Origin of the sequence: Bradyrhizobium sp. IC3123 (assembly GCF_020193625.1) — a bacterium.
Lineage (GTDB): Bacteria > Pseudomonadota > Alphaproteobacteria > Rhizobiales > Xanthobacteraceae > Bradyrhizobium > Bradyrhizobium yuanmingense.
The window spans coordinates 617,260-637,914 of sequence record NZ_JADYVF010000005.1; the positions used below are offsets into that span (position 1 = coordinate 617,260).

22 protein-coding genes are annotated in these 20,655 nt (G+C 65.4%); 5 read left to right on the forward strand and 17 right to left on the reverse strand.

Translation table 11 applies throughout. The annotated features are described in order from the left end of the window. Positions 1 to 40 precede the first annotated feature (40 nt). Positions 41 to 1,594 carry a Do family serine endopeptidase gene (locus I6F20_RS20440; protein ID WP_225127581.1) on the reverse strand — a complete coding sequence of 518 codons (1,554 nt, stop codon included), beginning with the start codon at positions 1,592 to 1,594 and terminating at the stop codon, positions 41 to 43. Between the two features lie 205 nt (positions 1,595 to 1,799). Here I6F20_RS20440 and I6F20_RS20445 point away from each other — a divergent pair, with 205 nt between their 5' ends. Beyond that, on the forward strand, positions 1,800 to 2,636 hold the full coding sequence (locus I6F20_RS20445; RefSeq protein WP_036003894.1) for a universal stress protein: 837 nt from the start codon (positions 1,800 to 1,802) through the stop codon (positions 2,634 to 2,636). A gap of 18 nt (positions 2,637 to 2,654) precedes the next feature. On the opposite strand, the gene I6F20_RS20450 is transcribed toward I6F20_RS20445, so the two are convergent. From I6F20_RS20450 to I6F20_RS20495, 11 genes are all read right to left on the reverse strand, one after another. Continuing rightward, positions 2,655 to 2,867, reverse strand: a complete 213-nt coding sequence (locus I6F20_RS20450) for a hypothetical protein (RefSeq protein ID WP_036003891.1) — start codon at positions 2,865 to 2,867, stop codon at positions 2,655 to 2,657. A gap of 169 nt (positions 2,868 to 3,036) precedes the next feature. Beyond that, positions 3,037 to 3,357 carry an EAL domain-containing protein gene (locus I6F20_RS37975; protein WP_275945387.1) on the reverse strand — a complete coding sequence of 107 codons (321 nt, stop codon included), beginning with the start codon at positions 3,355 to 3,357 and terminating at the stop codon, positions 3,037 to 3,039. A gap of 23 nt (positions 3,358 to 3,380) precedes the next feature. Next, a complete protein-coding gene (locus I6F20_RS20455) occupies positions 3,381 to 4,892 on the reverse strand; it encodes a putative bifunctional diguanylate cyclase/phosphodiesterase (RefSeq protein WP_275945388.1) in 1,512 nt (503 codons plus the stop codon). 252 nt (positions 4,893 to 5,144) lie between these two features. After that, on the reverse strand, positions 5,145 to 5,882 hold the full coding sequence (gene rpe, locus I6F20_RS20460) for a ribulose-phosphate 3-epimerase (protein WP_225127582.1): 738 nt from the start codon (positions 5,880 to 5,882) through the stop codon (positions 5,145 to 5,147). After that, a complete protein-coding gene (cbbX, locus tag I6F20_RS20465; protein ID WP_225127583.1) occupies positions 5,879 to 6,811 on the reverse strand; it encodes a CbbX protein in 933 nt (310 codons plus the stop codon). The genes rpe and cbbX overlap by 4 nt, the downstream gene beginning before the upstream one ends. A gap of 99 nt (positions 6,812 to 6,910) precedes the next feature. Next, complete coding sequence (locus I6F20_RS20470; RefSeq protein ID WP_225127584.1) at positions 6,911 to 7,318, reverse strand: ribulose bisphosphate carboxylase small subunit; 408 nt, start codon at positions 7,316 to 7,318, stop codon at positions 6,911 to 6,913. 11 nt (positions 7,319 to 7,329) lie between these two features. Further along, a complete protein-coding gene (locus I6F20_RS20475) occupies positions 7,330 to 8,790 on the reverse strand; it encodes a form I ribulose bisphosphate carboxylase large subunit (RefSeq protein ID WP_036003865.1) in 1,461 nt (486 codons plus the stop codon). A 38-nt stretch (positions 8,791 to 8,828) separates the two neighbouring features. Then, positions 8,829 to 9,914 carry a class II fructose-bisphosphate aldolase gene (gene fba, locus I6F20_RS20480; RefSeq protein ID WP_225127585.1) on the reverse strand — a complete coding sequence of 362 codons (1,086 nt, stop codon included), beginning with the start codon at positions 9,912 to 9,914 and terminating at the stop codon, positions 8,829 to 8,831. 12 nt (positions 9,915 to 9,926) lie between these two features. Next, positions 9,927 to 11,945, reverse strand: a complete 2,019-nt coding sequence (tkt, locus tag I6F20_RS20485) for a transketolase (RefSeq protein WP_225127586.1) — start codon at positions 11,943 to 11,945, stop codon at positions 9,927 to 9,929. 16 nt (positions 11,946 to 11,961) lie between these two features. Then, positions 11,962 to 12,837 carry a phosphoribulokinase gene (locus I6F20_RS20490; RefSeq protein WP_225127587.1) on the reverse strand — a complete coding sequence of 292 codons (876 nt, stop codon included), beginning with the start codon at positions 12,835 to 12,837 and terminating at the stop codon, positions 11,962 to 11,964. Between the two features lie 12 nt (positions 12,838 to 12,849). Further along, a complete protein-coding gene (locus tag I6F20_RS20495) occupies positions 12,850 to 13,887 on the reverse strand; it encodes a class 1 fructose-bisphosphatase (RefSeq protein WP_225127588.1) in 1,038 nt (345 codons plus the stop codon). 119 nt (positions 13,888 to 14,006) lie between these two features. On the opposite strand from I6F20_RS20495, the gene I6F20_RS20500 reads away from it, so the two are divergent. Further along, positions 14,007 to 14,984 (forward strand): LysR family transcriptional regulator, encoded by a 978-nt coding sequence (locus I6F20_RS20500; protein WP_057026893.1) that lies wholly within the window; start codon positions 14,007 to 14,009, stop codon positions 14,982 to 14,984. 237 nt (positions 14,985 to 15,221) lie between these two features. Here the strand turns inward: I6F20_RS20500 and I6F20_RS20505 are convergent, their stop codons facing one another. The 5 genes from I6F20_RS20505 to I6F20_RS20525 form a co-directional block, all read right to left on the reverse strand. Continuing rightward, entirely contained in the window at positions 15,222 to 15,419 is a 198-nt protein-coding gene (locus I6F20_RS20505) for a hypothetical protein (RefSeq protein ID WP_036003876.1), read from the reverse strand. Positions 15,420 to 15,548: 129 nt separating this feature from the next. Next, entirely contained in the window at positions 15,549 to 15,968 is a 420-nt protein-coding gene (locus I6F20_RS20510) for a DUF4118 domain-containing protein (protein ID WP_225127589.1), read from the reverse strand. 121 nt (positions 15,969 to 16,089) lie between these two features. Next, complete coding sequence (locus tag I6F20_RS20515; protein WP_036030024.1) at positions 16,090 to 17,283, reverse strand: MFS transporter; 1,194 nt, start codon at positions 17,281 to 17,283, stop codon at positions 16,090 to 16,092. An 82-nt stretch (positions 17,284 to 17,365) separates the two neighbouring features. Further along, positions 17,366 to 17,986, reverse strand: a complete 621-nt coding sequence (locus I6F20_RS20520; protein WP_036003843.1) for a TetR/AcrR family transcriptional regulator — start codon at positions 17,984 to 17,986, stop codon at positions 17,366 to 17,368. A gap of 77 nt (positions 17,987 to 18,063) precedes the next feature. Continuing rightward, positions 18,064 to 19,023: an N-carbamoyl-D-amino-acid hydrolase gene (locus I6F20_RS20525; RefSeq protein WP_225127592.1), complete on the reverse strand. Its 960-nt coding sequence runs from the start codon at positions 19,021 to 19,023 to the stop codon at positions 18,064 to 18,066. A 128-nt stretch (positions 19,024 to 19,151) separates the two neighbouring features. Here I6F20_RS20525 and I6F20_RS20530 point away from each other — a divergent pair, with 128 nt between their 5' ends. The 3 genes from I6F20_RS20530 to I6F20_RS20540 all read left to right on the forward strand — a co-directional run bounded on the left by I6F20_RS20530 (position 19,152) and on the right by I6F20_RS20540 (position 20,499). Further along, positions 19,152 to 19,505 carry a hypothetical protein gene (locus tag I6F20_RS20530; RefSeq protein ID WP_225112605.1) on the forward strand — a complete coding sequence of 118 codons (354 nt, stop codon included), beginning with the start codon at positions 19,152 to 19,154 and terminating at the stop codon, positions 19,503 to 19,505. 212 nt (positions 19,506 to 19,717) lie between these two features. After that, a complete protein-coding gene (locus tag I6F20_RS20535) occupies positions 19,718 to 20,044 on the forward strand; it encodes a hypothetical protein (RefSeq protein ID WP_036003836.1) in 327 nt (108 codons plus the stop codon). A gap of 158 nt (positions 20,045 to 20,202) precedes the next feature. After that, positions 20,203 to 20,499 carry a hypothetical protein gene (locus I6F20_RS20540; protein ID WP_100213453.1) on the forward strand — a complete coding sequence of 99 codons (297 nt, stop codon included), beginning with the start codon at positions 20,203 to 20,205 and terminating at the stop codon, positions 20,497 to 20,499. Positions 20,500 to 20,655 lie beyond the last annotated feature (156 nt).

The window sequence follows — 20,655 nt, forward strand, 5'->3', positions numbered from 1 at the left end:
CGAAGGCCGCCTTCCTGGATTGGTAAGGGTCGAGTTGACGTTATGCGAGTGGCACCGCAACGAAGCGGGTGGCCTCCGCGCTTCTGACCTGAAGCAGCACGCTGCGCTTGCCCGACGATTTGGCCTGCGCCAGCTCGGAGCGCACCTCGCCGACATTGCTGACAGCCTTGCCGCCGACATTGAGGATGACGTCGCCGGTCCGGATGCCGCGTTGCGCGGCCGGGCCTTGCGGATCAACCTCGGTGACGACGACGCCGTTCTGGCCTGCGCCCTGAACGTTACCGGCGGGCGCCAGGCTGAGGCCGAGGCGCGGCGTGCCGGCACCCGGCTGTCCGCTGCCCTCGTCGGCATTGCCACTGCCATTGCCCTTGGCCTGCCGCTCGTTCGGCAACTCGCCGAGCGCCAGCGTCACCGTCTTGCTGTCGCCCTTGCGGAAGACATCGAGCTTCACGGACGTGCCCGGCGTCAAGCCGGCGATGGTGCGGGCGAGGTCGCGAGAGTCCTTGATCGTGGTGCCGTTGACGGCGGTGATGACATCGCCCGCCTGGATGCCGGCCTTCGCCGCCGGGCTGCCATCCTGCGGATTGTCGACGATCGCGCCGCGCGCCTCCTTGAGCCCGAGGCTGTCGGCGATATCCGACGTCACCGGCTGCACCTGCACGCCGAGCCAGCCCCGGGTGACCGCGCCCTTGTCCTTCAATTGCGCGACGACGAGCTTGGCGGTCGAAGCCGGGATATCGAAGCCGATGCCGACCGAGCCGCCCGAGGGCGAGAAGATCGCAGTGTTCACGCCGATCACGTTGCCGTTCATGTCGAAGGCCGGGCCGCCGGAATTACCCTTGTTGATCGGCGCGTCGATCTGGATGAAGTCGTCATAGGGACCGTTGCCGATGTCGCGGCCGCTGGCCGAGACGATGCCGGCGGTCACGGTGCCGCCAAGACCGAAGGGATTGCCGACCGCGACCACCCAGTCGCCAATGCGCGGCTTCTGGTCGGAGAACTTGACGAACGGAAAGTCCTTCTTGCCGTCGACCTTGATCAGCGCGAGATCTGTCTTCGGATCGGTGCCGACCACTTTCGCAGTGTAGGTCGTGCCGTCGTCCATCGTCACCTGCACGGACTCGGCGCGATCGACGACATGATTGTTGGTCACGGCATAGCCGTCGGCGGAGATGAAAAAGCCGGAGCCTTCGCCCGTGATCATCTGGTGGCGCTGGCGCGGCATGCCGTTCGCGCCGCCCGGAAAGCGGAAACCGAACTGTCGCGAGAACTGGTCGAACGGCGTGTCCTCGTCCGAATCCATCCGGTTCTGCTGCAGCATCGCGCTCTTGTCGTTGTCCTGATCGATTTTGACCCGCACCGAGATCACAGCGGGTTTGACCCTGCTGACGAGATCGCCGAAGCCGGGCGGCGTCGCGGCGGCTTCGGCCGCCTGAGCCGGCGCAATCAAGGAGTTGATGCCGTACGGCGAGGCGCCTGGCGCAATGGCCAGGGCGGCCACGCCCAGCGCGGCCACGGTGCCGAGCAGCGCGAGCCGCCGCGGCCGCAAGATCTTGCGAGACGTGGTGATGTCGGAATTGACGCGATCGTTCATGTCGAAATGTCCATGTTGAGCAGGTGTCGCCTTGCCCGCAACATGGTCGCTGCCACCTTACGGCGTCCCGTCCGTCCGATTAAATCTCGGCAAAGAATGGATGAGCGGTCGCAGCAGGCAATCCGGACGTTTGATACAGCTCAACGCGCCGCCTTCGCGCAGTGAAAAACTGCGACCATCGGATGATGCTCAGCGGAGGCGCGCCATGTACAAAGACATTCTCGTCCACATTCCCACCGAACGTCCCATGCGTCCCGCGATCGAGGGCTCGGTCTCGCTCGCGGCGAAGCTCAACGCGCATCTCGACGCGGTCGCGGTCGGCTATGTCGCCACCAGTACGGCTTACGTCATGGAAGGCGGCGCGGCGGTGGCGGCCGTTTTCGAGCTGGAGCGCGAGCGCGCCGTGGAGCGGGCCGAGGCGGCGCTCGCGGTATTCAAGAGCGAGGCGGCGAACGCCGGCATCGCCTATACCTGCCACGCACTCGGCGCGATCCCGGCAGATGCCGCCGGCTCGCTCGGCGAGATGGCACGGCTGCACGACCTCAGCGTCCTGCTCCAGCCCGATCCGGCGCAAGGCTCGTTCGACAACGACATGCCGAGCGAGATCCTGTTCCGCGCGGGCGGCCCGGTGCTGTTCCTGCCCTACACCTTCCGGGGAGCCTTCAAGGCGAAGCGGATCGGCATCTGCTGGGACGGCAGTCGCGTTGCCGCCCGCGCTATGCGCGACGCAGCTCCGTTCCTGGCGCGCGCCGAAGAGATCGTGATCATCACCGTCAACGAGACCGACGACGTCTGCGGCGAAGCTTCAGCGAGTGGCTTGGCCAGACATCTCGGCCGGCGCGGATTGTCCACCCGCACGGTCAGCCTGACCGCCACGCGCGCCGACATTCAGCCGATCATTCTGTCGCTGGCGGCCGACGAGAGTCTCGATCTTCTGGTGATGGGCGGCTACGGCCATTCGCGGTTGCAGGAACGCTTTCTCGGGGGCGTCACCCGCGCCATGCTGGAAGCCATGACGGTCCCGACGCTGATGTCGCATTGACGCGCCGGCCTGGCGCCGTCACGCCGCGACGGGAGCTTCCCATGTCGTGGGCGCGGCGGCGTCCTTGTCGCGGTGCACATTGCACGCGTCGAAGTGCGCCTTGAGCTCGATTTCGGCAAGATGTTCGAAATGTTCGGCCTGGCCGAGGAGTTCCCAGTTCTGGAGCGGCCGGTAGGCCGCCTGCTGACGGCAGAGGGACGCCAGCGCCCGGTAGCGACGTACGTTCTCCATGAGACCCTCCCTCGCGTTCACCGGCTTATTGCCCTGATTTGCGTCAGGCCGATGGCGTTTATGCAAAACATTTGCTGCGCGCTCAACGTCGCCCGAACCAAGTTAATTTTCGAGAAGTGCCGGTAAGGATTTTAGTTCCAAACGTCCGCTCGGAACTCTGTGCCCAATGCTAGGCGTAGAGGCGGCGCTCCACGGCGAGGCCCACCAGGTCGAGGTAGCGCTCGATCAAGTCGGGACGGCCGACGAGATAGCCTTGCATCTCCTCGCAGGCCTCGCGGGCCAAGAAGGCACGTTGGGCTTCCGTCTCCACCCCCTCGGCAATGACCGGGATCTTCAGCGCGTGCGCCAGGCTCAGGACGGCGCGGACAATCTCGGCCGATTGCGGCGTCGCCTCCAGGTTGGAGATGAAACTGCGGTCGATCTTGATCTTGTCGAACGGGAACGACTGCAGATAGGACAGCGAGGAATAGCCGGTGCCGAAATCATCCATGGCGATGCGGATGCCGAGCGCCTTCAGCCGCCGCAGCAGGTGAGCGCGCGGGTGAAATCGCCGATCAGCACGCCCTCGGTGATCTCGACCTCGAGCCGCGTCGGCGTCAATCCCGTCTCCAACAGGATCTGATGGATCGAGCGCTCGAGATCGCCCGCCTGAAACTGGACCGGCGACAGATTGACCGCGACCTGCAACGGCCGCGGCCAGGATGCCGCCTCACGGCACGCCTCGCGCAGCACCCATTCACCGATCTCGACGATCAGCCCGTTCTCCTCGGCGAGCGGAATGAACTGGTCCGGCGGCACGAAGCCCCGCGTCGGGTGATTCCATCGCAGCAGCGCCTCGAAGCCGATGACCTCGCCATCCACCCGCGCCTGCGGCTGGAAATAGACGAGGAGCTGGTTCTGCTCCAGCGCCTGCCGCAGGTCGTGCTGCAACAGCCTGCGGTCGCGCAGCTCCTGGTCCATCTCGGATTCGAAGCAGCGGACCCGGCTCCTGCCCTCGCGCTTGGCGCGGTAGAGAGCTGAGTCGGCATTGGCGAGCAGCGTCGCCGCGTTCACGCCATCGTCGGGATAGAACGCGATGCCGACGCTGAGGCCCACGTGGGAGAGATAGTCGTCGACCTCGAGCTCCTTGCCGATCGTCTCGACCAGGCGTTCGGCCAGCGCCAGAACGTCCTCACGGCTGGCGTTGTCGGGCATCAGGATCATGAACTCGTCGCCGCCGATCCGGGCGACGAAGGCGCCTTCGGCTTCCGCGGCAAGCCGGTCGGCGGCCGCCCGCATCAGCATGTCGCCGACGGGGTGACCGAACACGTCGTTGACCTCCTTGAAGCGGTCGAGATCGAGGCTCAGCACAGCGAAACTGGTCGATGCCTCCTGCGCCCGCTCCAGCCGTTCGTCGAGCGCCGCGTTGAAGGCGCTGCGGTTCGGCAGGTCCGTGAGCGCATCATGATGCGCAAGATGGCTGATCCGCTGCCGGGTGGTGACACGCTCCGTGACATCCTCGATCACGCCGACCAGATATTGCGGATCCCCGTTGCCATCCGTGATCAGCATCTTGCGTGAATTGACGACCCGGTCGCGGCCCTTGACGCCGACTTCGAGCAAATGCTCCTCCAGAACCATCGGCATGCCGCTGGCCGCGACGCGTCTATCCTGCTCGTTGACCACGCGGGCCACGTCAGCCGGGAAGATCTGCTCGGGCGTTCGGCCCAGCATCTGTTCGCGCGGCATGCCGTAATAGTCTTCTCCGGCGCGGTTGAGCAGGATGTAGCGCGAACTCTCCGCACATTTCGCGAAGACGGCGATCGGAATGTTTTCGATGATTGTGTCGAGGAACTCGCGGGTCCGCAGCAGATCCTGCTCGACCTCGTCGCGCGTTTGCGCGCGTACTTCGATCATCCGCTGACGCTCGCGATCACCGGCCTCGTAAGCCGCGCTGACGAACTTGCCCAGCTTGACGAGATCGACCTGTCCGGTGGCATCGGTGGCGCAGCGGAGCTGCTCGGCGAACAGGCGATGCATGCTCATGCCATCACTTTGCGCCGCGTGCGGGCTTCATGCCGCAGTTTCCGTCGTTACGCATCCGCGCTCTCATAGCGTCCCTAAACCACAGATTGAGACGCTTGGCATTGCGCGGTCGTTAATCGATTGTCCTTCTCCGGTGCGTTGGTTACCCCGGCCTGAATGAGCCGATCGATTTGGAAGGCATGCTCCGTAGAGATCCGGAGAAAGTGGCGCGCCTTGACACACCGGAGCCACGGCGGCGGGCTGATCCGTAATCTACCGGAAAAGCGCACTTTCTTCGGCCCGCTTCGCGGGCGCGGAACTATCTTGCAGCTTCGGAACCCGGCCGGTCTCCGCGGCGATGCGAATAGCCGCGATATTGGCGGCATATTCGCCAGCGCTCTTGCCGCGAAACACGGCGGAGCCCGCGACCAGCGTGTCGGCACCCGCTGCAGCCACGGCCGCGGCATTGTCGCACGTGACACCGCCGTCGACCTCGAGCCGGATCGGCCGCCCGCCGATCATGGTCCTGATCCGCCTGATCTTGTCGATCTGCGATGCGATGAAGGATTGGCCGCCAAAGCCCGGATTGACCGTCATCACCAGCACGAGATCGATACGATCGAGCACATACTCGATCACCGCTTCCGGGGTCGACGGACAAAGGCTGACGCCAGCCTTGCTGCCGAGCGAGCGGATCGCCTGGAGCGAGCGGTCGAGATGCGCCCCCGCTTCGGCGTGCACCGTGATGATGTCCGCTCCGGCCTTTGCGAACGCCTCGAGATAGGGATCTGTCGGCGCGATCATCAAATGCACGTCGAACGGCTTCTTCGAATAGGGACGGACCGCCTTGATGACGTCGGCACCGAAACTGATGTTCGGCACGAAGTGTCCGTCCATGACGTCGCAATGGATCCAGTCGGCCCCAGCGGCGTCGATCGCGGCGACCTCCTCGCCGAGACGCGCGAAATCCGCGGCGAGGATCGATGGAGCGATCATGATCTCCTTCGTCATGGCACTGCACTCCGCGCATCCGCACCGCCGCTGAAGACTCGGCTCGCCAAGACGTCCATGGCATCGATGGTTTCGAGGTCGGCGACATCGAGCATGCGATTGAGATCGGACACCAGCCGATCGGCCTGCCGCAGGCGGATGCGGTCGACGGCGTTGCGGATCGAGCGCGCGTTGGAGAAGAACGGCTGGGTCCGACGCAGCGCGATGTATTTCTCTAACGCCTCGCGCGCCGCGGCCGACAAGCGATAGCCGCGCTCCTTCAGCATCAGCTCGGCTATGACGAGCAGCTCGGCCTCTGCATAGTCAGGGAATTCGATGTGGTGGGCGATGCGCGAGCGGAAGCCGGGATTGGAGGCGAAGAATTTCGTCATCCGCTCGCCATAGCCGGCGAGGATCACGACGAGGTCCTCGCGCTGGTTCTCCATCACCTGGAGCAGGATCTCGATCGATTCCTGACCATAGTCGCGCTCGTTGTCGGGACGATGCAGATAATAGGCCTCGTCGATGAACAGCACGCCGCCCATCGCCTTTTTCAGTATCTCCTTGGTCTTCGGCGCGGTGTGGCCGATATACTGGCCGACGAGATCGTCGCGCGTCACCGAGATCACCTGCCCGCGCCGCACGAAGCCGAGCCCGTGCAGGATCCTGGCCATGCGCAGCGCCACGGTGGTCTTGCCTGTTCCAGGATTGCCGGTGAACGACATGTGCAGGGTTGGCGGCGCGGAGGCCAGGCCCGCACGCTGCCGGATGCGCTCGATCAGCAACAGCGAGGCGATCTGGCGCACGCGATTCTTGACCGGCTTGAGTCCGATCAGCTCCTGATCGAGCTGTTGAAGCGTCTCGGTGATTCCGGCGGCTTCAGCCTCCTTGCGGAGATCGAAATGGGTCTCGCTGTGTTCGGTCGTGGTTGCGTGGGGGACATCGAGCATGGCTACCCTCGAAGAAAAGAGCTTCGCCGCGAGCGAGGCGGCGAAGCAGTGGTCCGCCAGGATGCGGAGCAGGGAGAGCTCCGCGCGGAAGCGGATGACTCAAGCTGGCGCGTGCGCGGCCGGCTTTCGAACCGTGGTGTAGCGGACCGCACGGCCGCCGACCTCCTGCCGCACCAGCTCGAACTCCGTTTCTTGCTTCGGCCGGTTGACCAGGAAGGAGATCCGCACCGATTCCCAGCCGTGGCTGGCATCGAAGCCGCTGATGCGGATGTAGCTGTTACCATAGACCCTGCGGCACTCGGCGAGCTCCATCATCACGCCGGCGGCGTCCTGGAGATCGAACATCGGCAGGCCCCACATCTCCCAATAGGTGTTTCGGGGATGCGGATCGTCGGTGAACTCGATGTTCACCGCCCAGCCATTGGCGAGGCAATACTGCACCTGGCTGGTGATCTGCTCGTCGGTCAGATCCGGCAGGTACGAGAAGGAGCCCTGGGTGATCTTCATCTCAAATCTCCTCAGACGGTTTCCAGCGCGGTCGGCACGAAGTCCGGCGTGTCGGTGGATTGATAGTTGAAAGTGACATCCTTCCAGACTTCGAGCGCGGCCTTCAGCGGCGTGCAGGTCTGGGCCGCCTTGGCCAAGATTTCCGGGCCCTCGTGGACATAGTCGCGGCCCTCGTTGCGGGCGAGGATCATCGCTTCCAGCGCCACGCGGTTGGCGGTCGCGCCGGCCGCAATGCCCATGGGATGGCCGATGGTGCCGCCGCCGAACTGCAGCACGACGTCCTCGCCTAACAGGTCGAGCAGCTGGTGCATCTGCCCGGCATGGATGCCGCCGGAGGCAACCGGCATCATCTTGTTCAGGCTCGCCCAGGACTGGTCGAAGAACAGGCCATGCTCGAGCTTGGTCGGATTGAAGTCTTCGCGGCAGACATCGTAGTAGCCGCGTGTGGTGTTGGGATCGCCTTCGAGCTTGCCGACCACCGTGCCGGCGTGGATGTGGTCGACGCCGGCAAGCCGCATCCATTTGGCGATGACGCGGAACGACACGCCATGGCTCTTCTGCCGCGTATAGGTGGAGTGGCCGGCGCGATGCAGATGCAGGATCATGTCGTTGCGCCGCGCCCACTTGGCCATGGACTGGATCGCAGTGTAGCCGATCACGAGGTCGATCATCACGATCACCGAGCCGAGCTCCTTTGCGAACTCGGCGCGCTCGTACATGTCCTCCATGGTGGCCGCGGTGACGTTCAGGTAGGTGCCCTTCACCTCGCCGGAAGCGGCCTGCGCGCGGTTCACCGCCTCCATGCAATAGAGGAATCGATCGCGCCAATGCATGAAGGGCTGTGAGTTGATGTTCTCGTCGTCCTTGGTGAAGTCGAGCCCGCCCTTCAGCGCCTCATAGACCACACGGCCGTAATTGCGGCCGGACAGACCGAGCTTCGGCTTCACCGTCGCGCCGAGCAGCGGCCGGCCGAACTTGTCGAGCCGCTCGCGCTCCACCACGATGCCGGTCGCCGGTCCCTGGAACGTCTTCACATAGGCGACGGGAAAGCGCATGTCCTCGAGGCGCAGCGCCTTCAGCGGCTTGAAGCCGAACACGTTGCCGATGATCGAGGCCGAGAGGTTGGCGATCGAGCCCGGCTCGAACAGGTCGAGATCATAGGCGATGTAGGCGAAATACGAGCCGGGTGAGCCCGGAACGGGATCGACGCGATAGCACTTGGCACGATACTTCTCGGCCGCCGTCAGGCGATCGGTCCACACCACCGTCCAGGTCGCGGTCGAGGATTCGCCGGCAACCGCGGCGGAGGCCTCGATCGGGTCGACGCCCTCCTGCGGCGTCACGCGGAACAGCGCGATGACGTCGGTGTCCTTCGGCGTGTAATCGGGCTCCCAATAGCCCATGCGCTTGTACTCCATCACGCCGGAGCGATAGCGCTCTTTGCCGCGGACCGTGCCTGCATGTGCGTTCATGTCTCTCTCCTGCTCTTTTCTCTGCTCTTTCTGATTGGCTAAGCGGCAACCGGCTCGCGGGCGTCGATGCGCGGATCGAGCTCGCCGGCGCGATAGCGCCGCGCCATCTCGCTCATTGGAATGACCTTGATCTTGCTGGCGTGGCCTGCGGTACCGAACTGCTCGAACCGCTCGCGGCACAATTCGCGCATTGCGTCCATCGCCGGCTTCAGGAATTTGCGCGGATCGAATTCGGAGCGCGCTTCCGCCGCCACCTTCCGGAACACCGCGGTCATCGCCAGCCGGCAATCGGTGTCGATGTTGATCTTGCGCACGCCGCTTCGGATGCCGCGAACGATCTCCTCGACCGGCACGCCCCAGGTCTGCGGCATCTCGCCGCCGAACTGGTTGAACATGTCCTGGAGCGGCTGCGGCACCGAGGACGAGCCGTGCATGACCAGATGCGTGTTCGGCAGCCGGCGGTGGATCTCCTCGACCACCCGCATCGCCAGGATATCGCCGTCGGGCTTGCGGCTGAACTTGTAGGCGCCGTGCGAGGTGCCCATCGCGATCGCGAGCGCATCGACCTTGGTTGCACGGACGAAGTCGACGGCCTGGTCCGGATCGGTCAAGAGCTGATCGTGGCCGACCTTGCCCTCGACGCCGTGACCATCCTCCTGCTCGCCGCCGCCGTGCTCGAGCGAACCGAGCACGCCGAGCTCGCCTTCGACGGACGCGCCGACCCAATGAGCGAGATCGACCACGCGGCGCGTGATTGCGACGTTATAGTCATAGTCGGCCGCGGTCTTGGCGTCGGCTTTGAGCGAGCCATCCATCATGACGGAGGTGAAGCCATGGGCGATGGCCGAGGCGCAGGTCGCTTCGTCATTGCCGTGGTCCTGGTGCATGCAGAGCGGAATGTCGGGATAGGTCCGCTCCAGCGCGTCGATCATGTGCGAAAGCATGAGATCGCCGGCATAGCTGCGCGCGCCGCGCGAGGCCTGGATGATGACCGGCGCATCGACCGCGGCCGCCGCCTGCATGATCGCGATGCCCTGCTCCATGTTGTTGATGTTGAACGCCGGCACGGCGTAGCCGTGGCTGGCAGCGTGATCGAGCAATTGGCGAAGGGTGATACGGGCCAAGATTCGTCCTCCTTATTGGCTCTTGCGGGCCATCGCCCGGCGAGCCGCTTCCGCAATGCTTTGCGGTGTGATGCCGAATTCACGGTACAGCACCGGCGCTGGCGCCGAGGCGCCGAAACCGCGCATGCCGACGAATTCACCGTCGGCGCCGATCCAGCGATGCCAGTCGCCGGCGACAGCGGCCTCGACACCGACACGCGGCGCGGTGCCGAGCACCGAGGCGCGGTAATCCTCCGGCTGCTCCTCGAACAGTGCGAAACACGGAGCCGAGACCACGGCGGCGCGAACGTGCTCGGTCGCGAGCAGGCGTGCGGCTTCCAGCGCGATCGAGACTTCCGAGCCGGTTGCGATGAGCGTCACGTCACGGCCGCCGTCCGGCGAGACGACGAGATAGGCACCGTTCGCGACGCGGTTTCTGCCGCGCCCATCGCTGCGGAATGTCGGCAAGGCCTGCCGCGACAGGCATAGCACTGAGGGGCGATGCTCCGCCGCGAGCGCGCAATCCCAGGCCTCCAGCGTCTCCACGGCATCGGCGGGGCGGAACACCAGTAGATTGGGGATCACGCGCAGTGCCGCGAGATGCTCGACCGGCTGGTGCGTCGGTCCGTCCTCACCAAGGCCGATGGAATCGTGCGTCATCACGTGGATGACGCGCAGCCGCATCAAGGCCGCAAGTCGGATCGCCGGCCGGCTGTAGTCGGAGAACGCCAGAAACGTGCCGCCATAGGGAATGAAGCCGCCATGCAGCGCCAGGCCGTTCATCGCTGCGGCCATGCCGTGCTCGCGGATGCCATAGTGGATGTAGTCGCCGGCGAACGCACCGCTCTTGACCGGCGCCTGCGCCTTGGCATGCGTCAGGTTCGAATGGGTGAGGTCCGCGGAGCCGCCGACCAGGCCGGGAATTGTTCCTGCGATTCCCTCGAGCACCTGTTGCGAGGCCTGCCGCGTCGCCAGCTTCGGCCGCTCGGATGCAAAGTGCTCACGCAATTTCGCCGCGGCCAGCGCATAGGCGGCGGGCAGAGCCGCGGCTTTGCCCTCGACGAACAGGTCGCGCTGCTCCGGCGTCGCACCTTCGTAACGATCGAGCCAAGCGAGGCGGTCGACCTGCCCGCGCTGCCCGATCATCCGCCAAGCCTTGAGCACCGGGATCGGCACCACGAAAGGCTGATAGTCCCAACCCAGCGTCCGCCGCGCCGCTGCCGTCTGCTCGGTGCCGAGCGGCGCGCCATGCACTTTCTCGGTGCCCTGTCTATCAGGCGCGCCATAGCCGATGATTGTGCGACAGGCGATCAGCGACGGCTTCGCGGTCTCCCGCTCCTCCGCTATCGCCTGCGCCACCGCTTCGGGATCATGTCCGTCGACGCGGCGCACCGACCAGCCGGAGGCAGCGAAGCGCGCGAGCTGGTCGTCCGATGTCGCCAACGAGGTCGGACCGTCGATGGAGATGCCGTTGTCGTCGAACAGCACGATCAGCCGGCCGAGCCCGAGATGACCGGCCAGCGAGATCGCCTCATGGCTGAGGCCTTCCATCAGGCAGCCATCGCCCGCGATAACATAGGTGAAGTGATCGACGAGCCCATCGCCATGCCGCGCATTCGCCATCCGCTCGGCGAGCGCCATGCCGACCGCGGTCGCAATGCCCTGGCCCAGCGGTCCCGTCGTGGTCTCGACACCAGCCGTGTGGCCATATTCGGGGTGGCCCGGCGTCTTCGAGCCCCACTGGCGAAAGGCCTTGATGTCGTCGAGGCTGATATCGCCGCCGGTGAGATGCAGCAGCGCATAGAGCAGCATCGAGCCGTGCCCTGCCGACAGCACGAAGCGGTCGCGGTCCGGCCAGTTCGGATGCGCCGAGTCGAACTTCAGGAAGCGCGAGAACAGCACAGTCGCGACGTCGGCCATGCCCATGGGCAGCCCGGGATGGCCTGACTGCGCTGCCTCGATGGCGTCGACCGCGAGGAAGCGGACGGCATTGGCGAGATCGTTGTGCGTGACCGCATTGAGGTCGGCTTCGGCATGGACGGAGATGTTCATCGGAGTCTCTCCCTGTTCACTTCAGGCTGCGCTTGCGCTCGATCAGCTGCATGATCAGCGGCGTCAGGATCAGCTGCATGGCCAGGTCCAGCTTCGCGCCGGGGCAGACGATCGAGTTGGCGCGCGACATCCAGCTCTGCGGCAGCATCGAGAGCAGATAGGGGAAGTCGATACCGCGCGGATTCTTGAAGCGGATCACCACCATCGATTCGTCCGGCGTCGGGATCCAGCGCGCGATGAATGGATTGGAGGTGTCCACGGTCGGGACGCGCTGAAAGTTGATGTCGGTCTCGGTGAATTGCGGGCAGATGTAGTGGATGTAGTCGGGCATCCGCCGCAGGATGGTGTCGGTGACCGCCTCGGTCGAATAGCCGCGTGCGCTGCGGTCGCGGTGCAGCTTCTGGATCCATTCGAGGTTGATGACGGGCACGACGCCGATTTTGAGGTCGGCATAGCGCGCGACGTTCACCTTATCGGTGACTACGGCGCCGTGCAGGCCCTCGTAGAACAGCAGGTCCGAATCCTCCGGCAGCTGCTTCCAGTCGGTGAAGGTGCCTGGTGCCGCGCCATGCAGCGCCGATTCCTCGGCGTCGTGGACGTAGTGCCGCGTCACCGCGGTGCCGGTCTCGCCGTAGTCGCGGAAGGCGCGTTCCAGCTCCTCGAACAAATTGGTCTCGGGGCTGAAATGGCTGAAGTGCTTGTTGCCGCGCTCGGCCTCCTTCGTCATCTGCGCACGCATCTCGGCACGGTCGTAGCGGTGGAAGGCGTCGCCCTCGATGTAGACGGCGTTGACCTTCTCGCGGAAAAAGATCTGCTCGAAGGTCTTCTTGACGGAGGTGGTGCCGGCGCCGGAGGAGCCGGTGATGGAGATGATCGGATGCTTCCTGGACATCGGACGCCTCGCTCAGAGCCGGAAGAATCCGCGCCGCGCGAACAGCGGCGCCGAGACGCTGGCAACCAGCAGCGGATCGCAATGCAGCTCCTCGACGCGCCGCACCTCGTTGCTCGAGCCCATGATCAGCGGCACGCGCTGGTGCAGGCTCTGCGCCGGTAGATCGAGGATGCGCTCGCGCCCGGTCGAGGCCGAGCCGCCGGCCTGCTCGATGATCATCGCCATCGGGTGTGCTTCGTAGGTCAGGCGAAGGCGGCCGTCGCCGTAGCCGGGCCGCGCATCGGAAGGGTAGAGAAACACGCCGCCACGGGTGAGGATGCGATAGGCCTCCGCGACCAGCGACCCGATCCAGCGCATGTTGAAATCGTGGTTGGCGTGCCCGTCGACGCCGGCGAGGCATTCGTCGATGAAGGCGCGCACCGGCGGATCCCAATGCCGGCGGTTCGAGGCGTTGATCGCGAACTCCTCGCAGGCTTCGGCGATCTGCACGCCGCTGCGCGCGAAGCGGAAGCAGCCCGCCTTGCGGTCGAGCGTGAAAATGTCGACGCCGTCGCCGAGCGTCAGCACCAGCGAGGTCTGCGGGCCGTAGGTGACGAAGCCCGCCGCGAGCTGCGCCGAGCCGCGCTGCTGAAAGGCGAGTGAGAGATCATCGGGGGCCGGCAGGATCGAGAAGATCGTGCCGACGGTCATGTTGATGTCGATGTTGGAGGAGCCGTCGAGCGGATCGATCGCGATGCAGATTCGCCCCTGACGATCGACGATCTGGGCCTCACGCATCTCCTCCGACGCCAGCGCCGCGATCGGCAGCCGGCCGAGGCAGCGGCGCAGGATCGCGTCCGCCTGGACGTCGAGGTCGCGTTGGAAATCGCCGTCGCTGTTGCGCCCGGTGGTCAGGCCCGAGGCGTCGGCGAGATCGCCGCTGGCGATGAGATCGGCAATCTCGATCGCTGCGGCCGCGATGGCATCGACCGCGGCTGCCACGGCCAACGCATGCGGCGCGGTCTCAGAATACCGTTGAAGGTGGTCGTCCAGCCTGAGTTGCCCGGTCATCTGCGTCCATCCCCTTGCCGGTGCCGCACCCATTCCCTTTTGGTGGAGGCAGGTCACGGTCAGTGCCGGCATTCGGGAGATTGACAGGAGCGGCTTAATAAGGAAAATTTCTATTCATAATGAGCCTCAAAGAATTTTCTTATAATGGTCCCGGCCATGCAGCGGCCCAGCTCCGGCATCTGACGATCCGGCAGCTGCGCTCGCTTGCGGCGCTCTCGGCCAAAGGCAGCGTGACGGCGGCGTCGAGCCATCTCGGGCTGACCCAGCCGGCCGTGACCCAGCAGCTGCGGCAGCTGCAGGACCTGGCCGGCCTGCCCCTGGTGCAGCGAACCGGCGACGGCATGCTGCTGACGGAAGCCGGCAGGGAGGTGCTGGCGCTGGCCGAACGGGTCGAAGCCGCGATAACCGATTGCCAGGGCGCGCTCGACCTGCTCGCGGGGCGGACCGGCGGCACCGTGCATCTCGGCGCGGTCTCGACCGCGAAATATTTCGTGCCGCACGCGATCGCGGCGTTCTCCAAGCGCTACCCCAAGATCGAGATCAAGCTGACCATCGGCAATCGCGAGGAAATCCGCGAGGCCATGCACGGCTACGACCTCGACTTCGCGGTAATGGGTCGGCCACCGGCCGACGTCACCGTCGACGTCCGCCAGCTCGGGCGCAACCCGCACATCATCGTCGCGCGCAAGGGCCATTGGCTGGAGAAGGATTCCGGCCTCAGCCTGACCGATCTCGTGCACGAGACCTTCCTCACCCGCGAGCCCGGCTCGGGCACGCGGACGCTGATGGAGGGCATGTTCCAGAAATCGGATCTCGAGCCGATCATCGGCATGGAGATGAGCAGCAACGAGACCATCAAGCAGGCGGTCATCGCCGGGCTCGGCATCGCCTTCATCTCGGCTCACACCGTGGCGCATGAGCTCGCCGAGGGCCGGCTCGTCGTGCTCGACGTCGCGGGCCTGCCGATCGTGCGGCAATGGTACGTGATCCGCCGCAGCGACAAGGTGCTGCTGCCGCCCGCGCAGGCGATGTTCGATTTCCTCGGCTCGGAAGGCTCGAATTATCTGCCTGATTTGCCCGAGCTAGGCGGACGATAGCCGGCCTTCGCTCAGCTCATCAGCTTCATGGCGAGCGTCGCCGCCAGCACCACGATGATCTGGAGCAGGCGCTCCGTCGTGAAGATGCGGTTGAAGGTGGTCATCGCGTGCCCCGGCCGACGTGAAGAAGAATCTCTCGGCCGTTGCTAGCACAGAAGGATGCGGAGACAACTCCGTAGTTGCCCGTGGCGGTCGCGCCTTCGGCGAGCCGGTTCAGGGCGCGCCGATGGCCGGCGATCAGGCCGCGAGCGGGGCGGTGTGGTCCGTGCGCGAGGCGAAATAGGCTTCCAGCTCCGACAGCGCCCGCGCCTCCCACTCGCTCGCCTGCTCCAGCAGCGACCAGCTCTGGCCCGGGCGGAACGCTGCGGTCTGGCGATAGAGCGATGCGATGCCGCGGTAGCGGCGCACGTTCTCCAGGATGGCGTGACCGTTCATGTCCGAAAACTCCCTCGTCATTCCCGCGGGAGAAACTGCGGCCAAATCTTTTTCGAAAAGTTAGCGGCGCGCGGCAAGGTCGCGGATGGTTGCCGGACTGTTGCTCGGGCGCAACGCGCGCGGCGCGATCTATTGCGGATTCGTTGCCGCGCTCTCGCCCGAAGGCTTCAGCCCGCCGCGTCTGACGATTGTCATGGTCGCGCGGCAGAGATCGGCAAGGCCGATCAGGAGGACGGCAAGAAGACAGAACAGGTTGATGGAATCGGCATGCGCGCTGGTCAGCGCATTGAGCTCGAAGAACGGCGGGATGAACGCCCACCACACCAGCGGCACGGTGAGCAGCGCGGCGAATGCCGCCGCCGGTGCACCCGCCATCAACGCAAGCACGAACAGGCCGGGCAGGAACGCTGCGAAATAGAACTTTGCGCCGAGCAGGACGCAGATGCCCTGAACCACGGCCGAAACCGCGACGACGGCGAGCCCGAGCAGAAACGCCCCCCACGACCATGGCCGTACCCGCCGTGCGCCAAACAGCCCCGCACGTTTCATCAGCATCCCCCTGCCGCCCGTTAACCAGGTGCGTTGCGACGAAAGTACTACAACCGCAACCAATCCGCGAGATGCAAATTGCGTCATCGCGAGGTCGGTCGCACCGTTCCGGCGACGGCCGCTACTCGGTCAGCGCGTAGAGCAACCCCGCGACGGGCAAAGCAAGGCCAATGGCCGATGCGAGCGTCCAGCCTCCCTGTGCGAACGCCCATGCTCCGACCGCCGAGCCGACCGCGCCGGCGGCGAAGAACGTCGCCATGTAGAGACCATTGAGGCGACTGCGGTGCTCGTGCCCGAGCGCGAAGATGGCGCGGAAGCCCAGCACCACATTGCCCTGGACGCCGATATCGATCGCAATCGCGGCCACCACCAGACAGGCGAGGTTCAGCATCGAGCCGGACGCGCCGATGGAGGTCACGAGGAAGCCGGCGGCCGTGAGCAGCATCGCGACCAGCGTCGCGATCCGGCTATGGCCGCGGTCCGCGAGGCGCCCGGCGATCGGTGCTGCGAACACGCCGGCGACGCCGGCCAGCGCGAACAGCGCGATGCCGCGCTGGGAGAAGCCGAACTCGCCGGCGAGCTGGAGCGGCGCCACCGTCCAGAACAGGGTGAAGGCGCCGAACAGGCTCGCCTGGTACAGCGCGCGGCGCCGCAGCAGCGGCGTGGCCCGCACCAGATCCGGCATCGACAGCAGCAATTGGCCGTAATGCATCCGCGTGACCGGCTTGCGCTTCGGCAGCGTCATCCAGAGCACGGCTGCGAGCACGATCATCAGCGCAGCGGAGGCGAAGAACACTGCGTGCCACGACAGCAAGGCGGTGACGAAGCTCGACACCGGACGCGCCAGCATGATGCCGAGCATCAGGCCGGTCGAGACGTTGCCGACGACGCGGCCGCGGATGGCTTCAGGCGCCAGATGCGCCGCATAGGGAATGATGATCTGCACCGCGACCGAGCCGAGGCCGATGAACAGTGCGGCGAGCAGGAACGGCAGCGCATGGGTTGCGAACGCCGCGGCGAGCAGCGCCGCGGCGCCGAGCATGATCACCGAGCAGATCAGCGCGCGGTTCTCGACGAGATCGCCGAGCGGCACGATCAGCAGCAGCCCGGTGCCGTAGCCGATCTGCGTCATCGTCACGATCAGCCCGCTAGCTGCATGCGACAGGCCGAGCGCGGCGCTGATTGGGGCGATCAGCGGCTGCGCATAATAGATGTTGGCGGCGACCATGCCACAGGCCGCGGCAAGCACGAAGGTCAGGCGCTGCGACACCGCATCCGGCCCCGGCGCGGTCTCGATCGTGGCATTCATCGTCATTCGCATGGTCTCCAGGTAAGGCGCAGGGAATGGCCGTTAGGTAAGGGATAGGGAATGGTCATTCCCTATTCTGACAAAAAATTCAGGCGAGCAGCTTCATTGCGGCGCCGACGAGACGCTCTGCGTCGAGCGGCAGACGCGCCTTGCCGACGACGCGCATTCCCTGCGTGATGCAGAGCATCAGCCGCGCGGTGTCGTCGGCTACGACATGGCGGGGGATCGAGCCATCGGCCTGTCCGGCGCGGATGAGGCCGGCGATGAAGCTCTCGTTGCTCGCGAGCTGTGTGCTGACGCGGGCGCCCACGACCGGATCGAGCGCGGACAGTTCGACCGCGCTGCCGACCACGAGGCAGCCGCGCCGCCCCTCGCTGCCCCGGGAATGCTCGACATAGGACAGCAGCACGTTGCGGATTTGCTCGCGGCCGTTTGCACCACGCGCCGCCGCGCTGCGGGTCTGCTGCTGGCGCAGGGCCGTGTAGCGCTCGAAGGCGGCGAGAAACACCGCATGCTTGTCGCGAAACGCCTTGTAGATGCTTCCCGTCGCGAGCCGCATCGCCGCAGTGAGGTCCCCGATCGAGGTGGCATGATAGCCGCGCTCACGAAACACGCGCACGGCGCGGTCGAGCGCGGTGTCCATGTCGAATTCCCGGGGACGGCCGGGCAGACGGGCGGCAGGTCGGGAGCGGCGGGCGGTCTTTTGCATTGCGGGATAATAGGGAATGAACGTTTCCGAATAAACACACGTGGTCGTGAAGAGAATCAATGACGAAGGAGAGAGCGTCACCCCCTCCGCGGCACCGGCGTCCCATCCGCCATGATCGTCACGCCCTTCCGCTCGACGATCATGCCGTAGGCGCGCGGCTGGCGGTGCACGTCGAAATTGAAGGTGGTGCGCTTGTAGGAACTGCAGAGATCGAGATCGCAGCGCGCCAGCGCGATCTCGTCGCCCTTTGTCGTGCAGGCCGCAATGATCTCGCCCGAGGGCGCGATGATGCAGCTGCCTCCGATGTGGTCGACGCCCTCCTCCACACCGGCCTTGGCGACCCCGACCACGAATGTGCCGTTCTGATAGGCGCCGGCCTGCATCACCAGATGATTGTGGAACAGCGAGAGATCGTCATGCTCCGGCGCGGGCGGATTGTGCACGGGCGTGTTGTAGCCGATCAGCACCATCTCGACGCCCTGCAGGCCCATCACGCGATAGGTCTCGCTCCAGCGGCGGTCGTTGCAGATCGCCATGCCGATCACGCCGCCGAAGGCATCGACCACGCCGAAGCCGCTGCCGGGCTCGAAATAGCGCTTCTCCAGATGCTGGAATTCGCGCCACGGTTCGTGCTCGGCATGGCCGGGCAGATGCACCTTGCGATATTTCAGGACGATCGCGCCGCTCTTGTCGACGAGGATGGACGTGTTGTAGCGCCTGACAATCCCGACCTCGAGCGTCAGTTCGGCATAGCCGAGGCAGAAGCCGATGCCGAGCTGGCGGGCGAGATCGAACAGCGCCTGTGTCTCGGCACCCGGCATCTCGCGCTCGAAGAAGCTGTCGATCTCGGCCTGGTCCTCGAAGTACCAGCGCGGAAAGAACGTGGTCAGCGCCAGCTCGGGATAGACGATCAGGTCGCAGCCGCAGGCCCGCGCCTCGCGCATCAACGCCATCAGTCGCCCCACCACCGCGGACCTCGACTCGCTCCTCGCGATCGGTCCGAGCTGGCCGGCTGCAATGGTCACAATTCTCGTCACGCGTCGTTCCTCATCTTTTTCGAGTGCGCCCGGCCCGAGCCTATCACCGCGCGCACAGGCCGCCTCGGCGCCCCGTACTGAGGGCACAATCAAATTCCGGGCCTGCGGGTATCATCGTGCGGCGCTGGGTGAGCACCAAACAGGAACTTCGTTGCCGATCTGCAACGGTTCCCCGCCGTCTGAAGCCGGACAAAACAAACTCCCATTCCGGCCATGAACCGCTCTCACAAGGCCGTGAGACTATCAGGGGAACGACGATGCGCGCACAACGCGTTTGGAAAGTGAATGGGGCCGCCAGCATCGGGCAGCTTCAATCGAGACTGGACGACCTGAACAAGCGTCTCGGTCAGCTCGAAAACCAGCATCCGGACAGCTGGAAGCTCGAGGAGCTGAGATCGAGCGCGCTCAGCCTGTCGCGGGAGATCGACGACATCCGCTGCGCCGAAGCGACGGCGGCCTTGAGCGAGCTGCTGCGGAAATAGTCGGCCTGCCGATCCGCGCCGACGCAGGGAACCAAGCGCGGCGGCGGCCATTTCCATGCAAAGCATGGAGCAAGACCATGAGCAGGCACCTGGCGCGCGCCGATCTCGCGCGCGACGTGGCCGGGCCCACGCTGGTTCTGTGCACGGCGGCGGCCTTCACCATCGCGCGCCATTTCTCATTGTGAAGAATTTGACGCTGTGAGGGATTTTGCATGACGTCCGATCCCGAGGAGCAGGTCAGGCTGCAAGGCTACGGCGAGATGACGCTGCGCACCGCGGTCGAGACCTTGATGCTGCTCGCACCGCGTGAGCGGTCCGAGGCCGCGATCTATCGCGTCCGCGACGGCGTGCGCCTCGCGCAAAGCGAGGTCGCCGAGCTCGCATCACACTGGGGTATCCAGCCCGCGCCCAACGTGCGATCGCCGAGACTGGTGCCGGAGCAGCACTGGCAAGACGTCGTCCGCGGCATGGTGCGCGACGCCCCGCTGCCGTCGCTGCTGGTGGCCTTTCTGGTCGGTGTGCTGGTCGCTCGCAGATGATGCGCGCTCGCGATGACGCGCTCACGTCAATGGAAATCGCGGCGTTCCGTGAAACCCGAGGAAACCTTTTTTGCTCGCGAAAACGCGACCGTTCCGCGCGGAACGTCTCGCGGCAGGAGGGATTGGTCCCCCGTTAAGCCTCGAACATGGAGACAACCATGACACGTACGAAACTCGTGAGCGTCGCCGCAACTCTGGCCGCGATTTTGCCGCTCGCAACTGTAAGCCCCAGCCTCGCTGCGGGACGCGGTCCCGGCCCGTGCACCCCACCGGCTGGAGAAGCAGTCGGCGCCGCCGGGCCCGCCATGAGCGGCGGCCAGTTGATGGCCGGCATCGGCCAATGCCAGCGCATCGGCAGTTGGCACCCTGCCAACACCTACGGTTATTGGGGCCCGGGATACGGCTATGACGGGCCTCGCTGGGGCGCATCAGCCTACGCACCCTACGAAGATTAGGCCCTTCACATCAGAAGATCACAGCGGCGCGGTCGATCACGGCCGCGCCGTTTGCGTTGGAGGGTGGCAAACATGAGGCGGCGCGGCCATCGAGACCTTGATTTGCAGCGGCCCGAAGCATGACGAATAGTCTTAGCAACCGCCTGCCAGAGCAGG

Coding starts and splice junctions, on each gene's coding strand:
- I6F20_RS20440 (WP_225127581.1), bottom strand. CDS start 1,594: ATGAACGATCGCGTCAATTCCGACATCACCACGTCTCGCAAGATCTTG.
- I6F20_RS20445 (WP_036003894.1), top strand. CDS start 1,800: ATGTACAAAGACATTCTCGTCCACATTCCCACCGAACGTCCCATGCGT.
- I6F20_RS20450 (WP_036003891.1), bottom strand. CDS start 2,867: ATGGAGAACGTACGTCGCTACCGGGCGCTGGCGTCCCTCTGCCGTCAG.
- I6F20_RS37975 (WP_275945387.1), bottom strand. CDS start 3,357: ATGGATGATTTCGGCACCGGCTATTCCTCGCTGTCCTATCTGCAGTCG.
- I6F20_RS20455 (WP_275945388.1), bottom strand. CDS start 4,892: ATGAGCATGCATCGCCTGTTCGCCGAGCAGCTCCGCTGCGCCACCGAT.
- rpe (WP_225127582.1), bottom strand. CDS start 5,882: ATGACGAAGGAGATCATGATCGCTCCATCGATCCTCGCCGCGGATTTC.
- cbbX (WP_225127583.1), bottom strand. CDS start 6,811: ATGCTCGATGTCCCCCACGCAACCACGACCGAACACAGCGAGACCCAT.
- I6F20_RS20470 (WP_225127584.1), bottom strand. CDS start 7,318: ATGAAGATCACCCAGGGCTCCTTCTCGTACCTGCCGGATCTGACCGAC.
- I6F20_RS20475 (WP_036003865.1), bottom strand. CDS start 8,790: ATGAACGCACATGCAGGCACGGTCCGCGGCAAAGAGCGCTATCGCTCC.
- tkt (WP_225127586.1), bottom strand. CDS start 11,945: ATGAACATCTCCGTCCATGCCGAAGCCGACCTCAATGCGGTCACGCAC.
- I6F20_RS20490 (WP_225127587.1), bottom strand. CDS start 12,837: ATGTCCAGGAAGCATCCGATCATCTCCATCACCGGCTCCTCCGGCGCC.
- I6F20_RS20495 (WP_225127588.1), bottom strand. CDS start 13,887: ATGACCGGGCAACTCAGGCTGGACGACCACCTTCAACGGTATTCTGAG.
- I6F20_RS20500 (WP_057026893.1), top strand. CDS start 14,007: ATGAGCCTCAAAGAATTTTCTTATAATGGTCCCGGCCATGCAGCGGCC.
- I6F20_RS20505 (WP_036003876.1), bottom strand. CDS start 15,419: ATGAACGGTCACGCCATCCTGGAGAACGTGCGCCGCTACCGCGGCATC.
- I6F20_RS20510 (WP_225127589.1), bottom strand. CDS start 15,968: ATGAAACGTGCGGGGCTGTTTGGCGCACGGCGGGTACGGCCATGGTCG.
- I6F20_RS20515 (WP_036030024.1), bottom strand. CDS start 17,283: ATGACGATGAATGCCACGATCGAGACCGCGCCGGGGCCGGATGCGGTG.
- I6F20_RS20520 (WP_036003843.1), bottom strand. CDS start 17,986: ATGCAAAAGACCGCCCGCCGCTCCCGACCTGCCGCCCGTCTGCCCGGC.
- I6F20_RS20535 (WP_036003836.1), top strand. CDS start 19,718: ATGACGTCCGATCCCGAGGAGCAGGTCAGGCTGCAAGGCTACGGCGAG.
- I6F20_RS20540 (WP_100213453.1), top strand. CDS start 20,203: ATGACACGTACGAAACTCGTGAGCGTCGCCGCAACTCTGGCCGCGATT.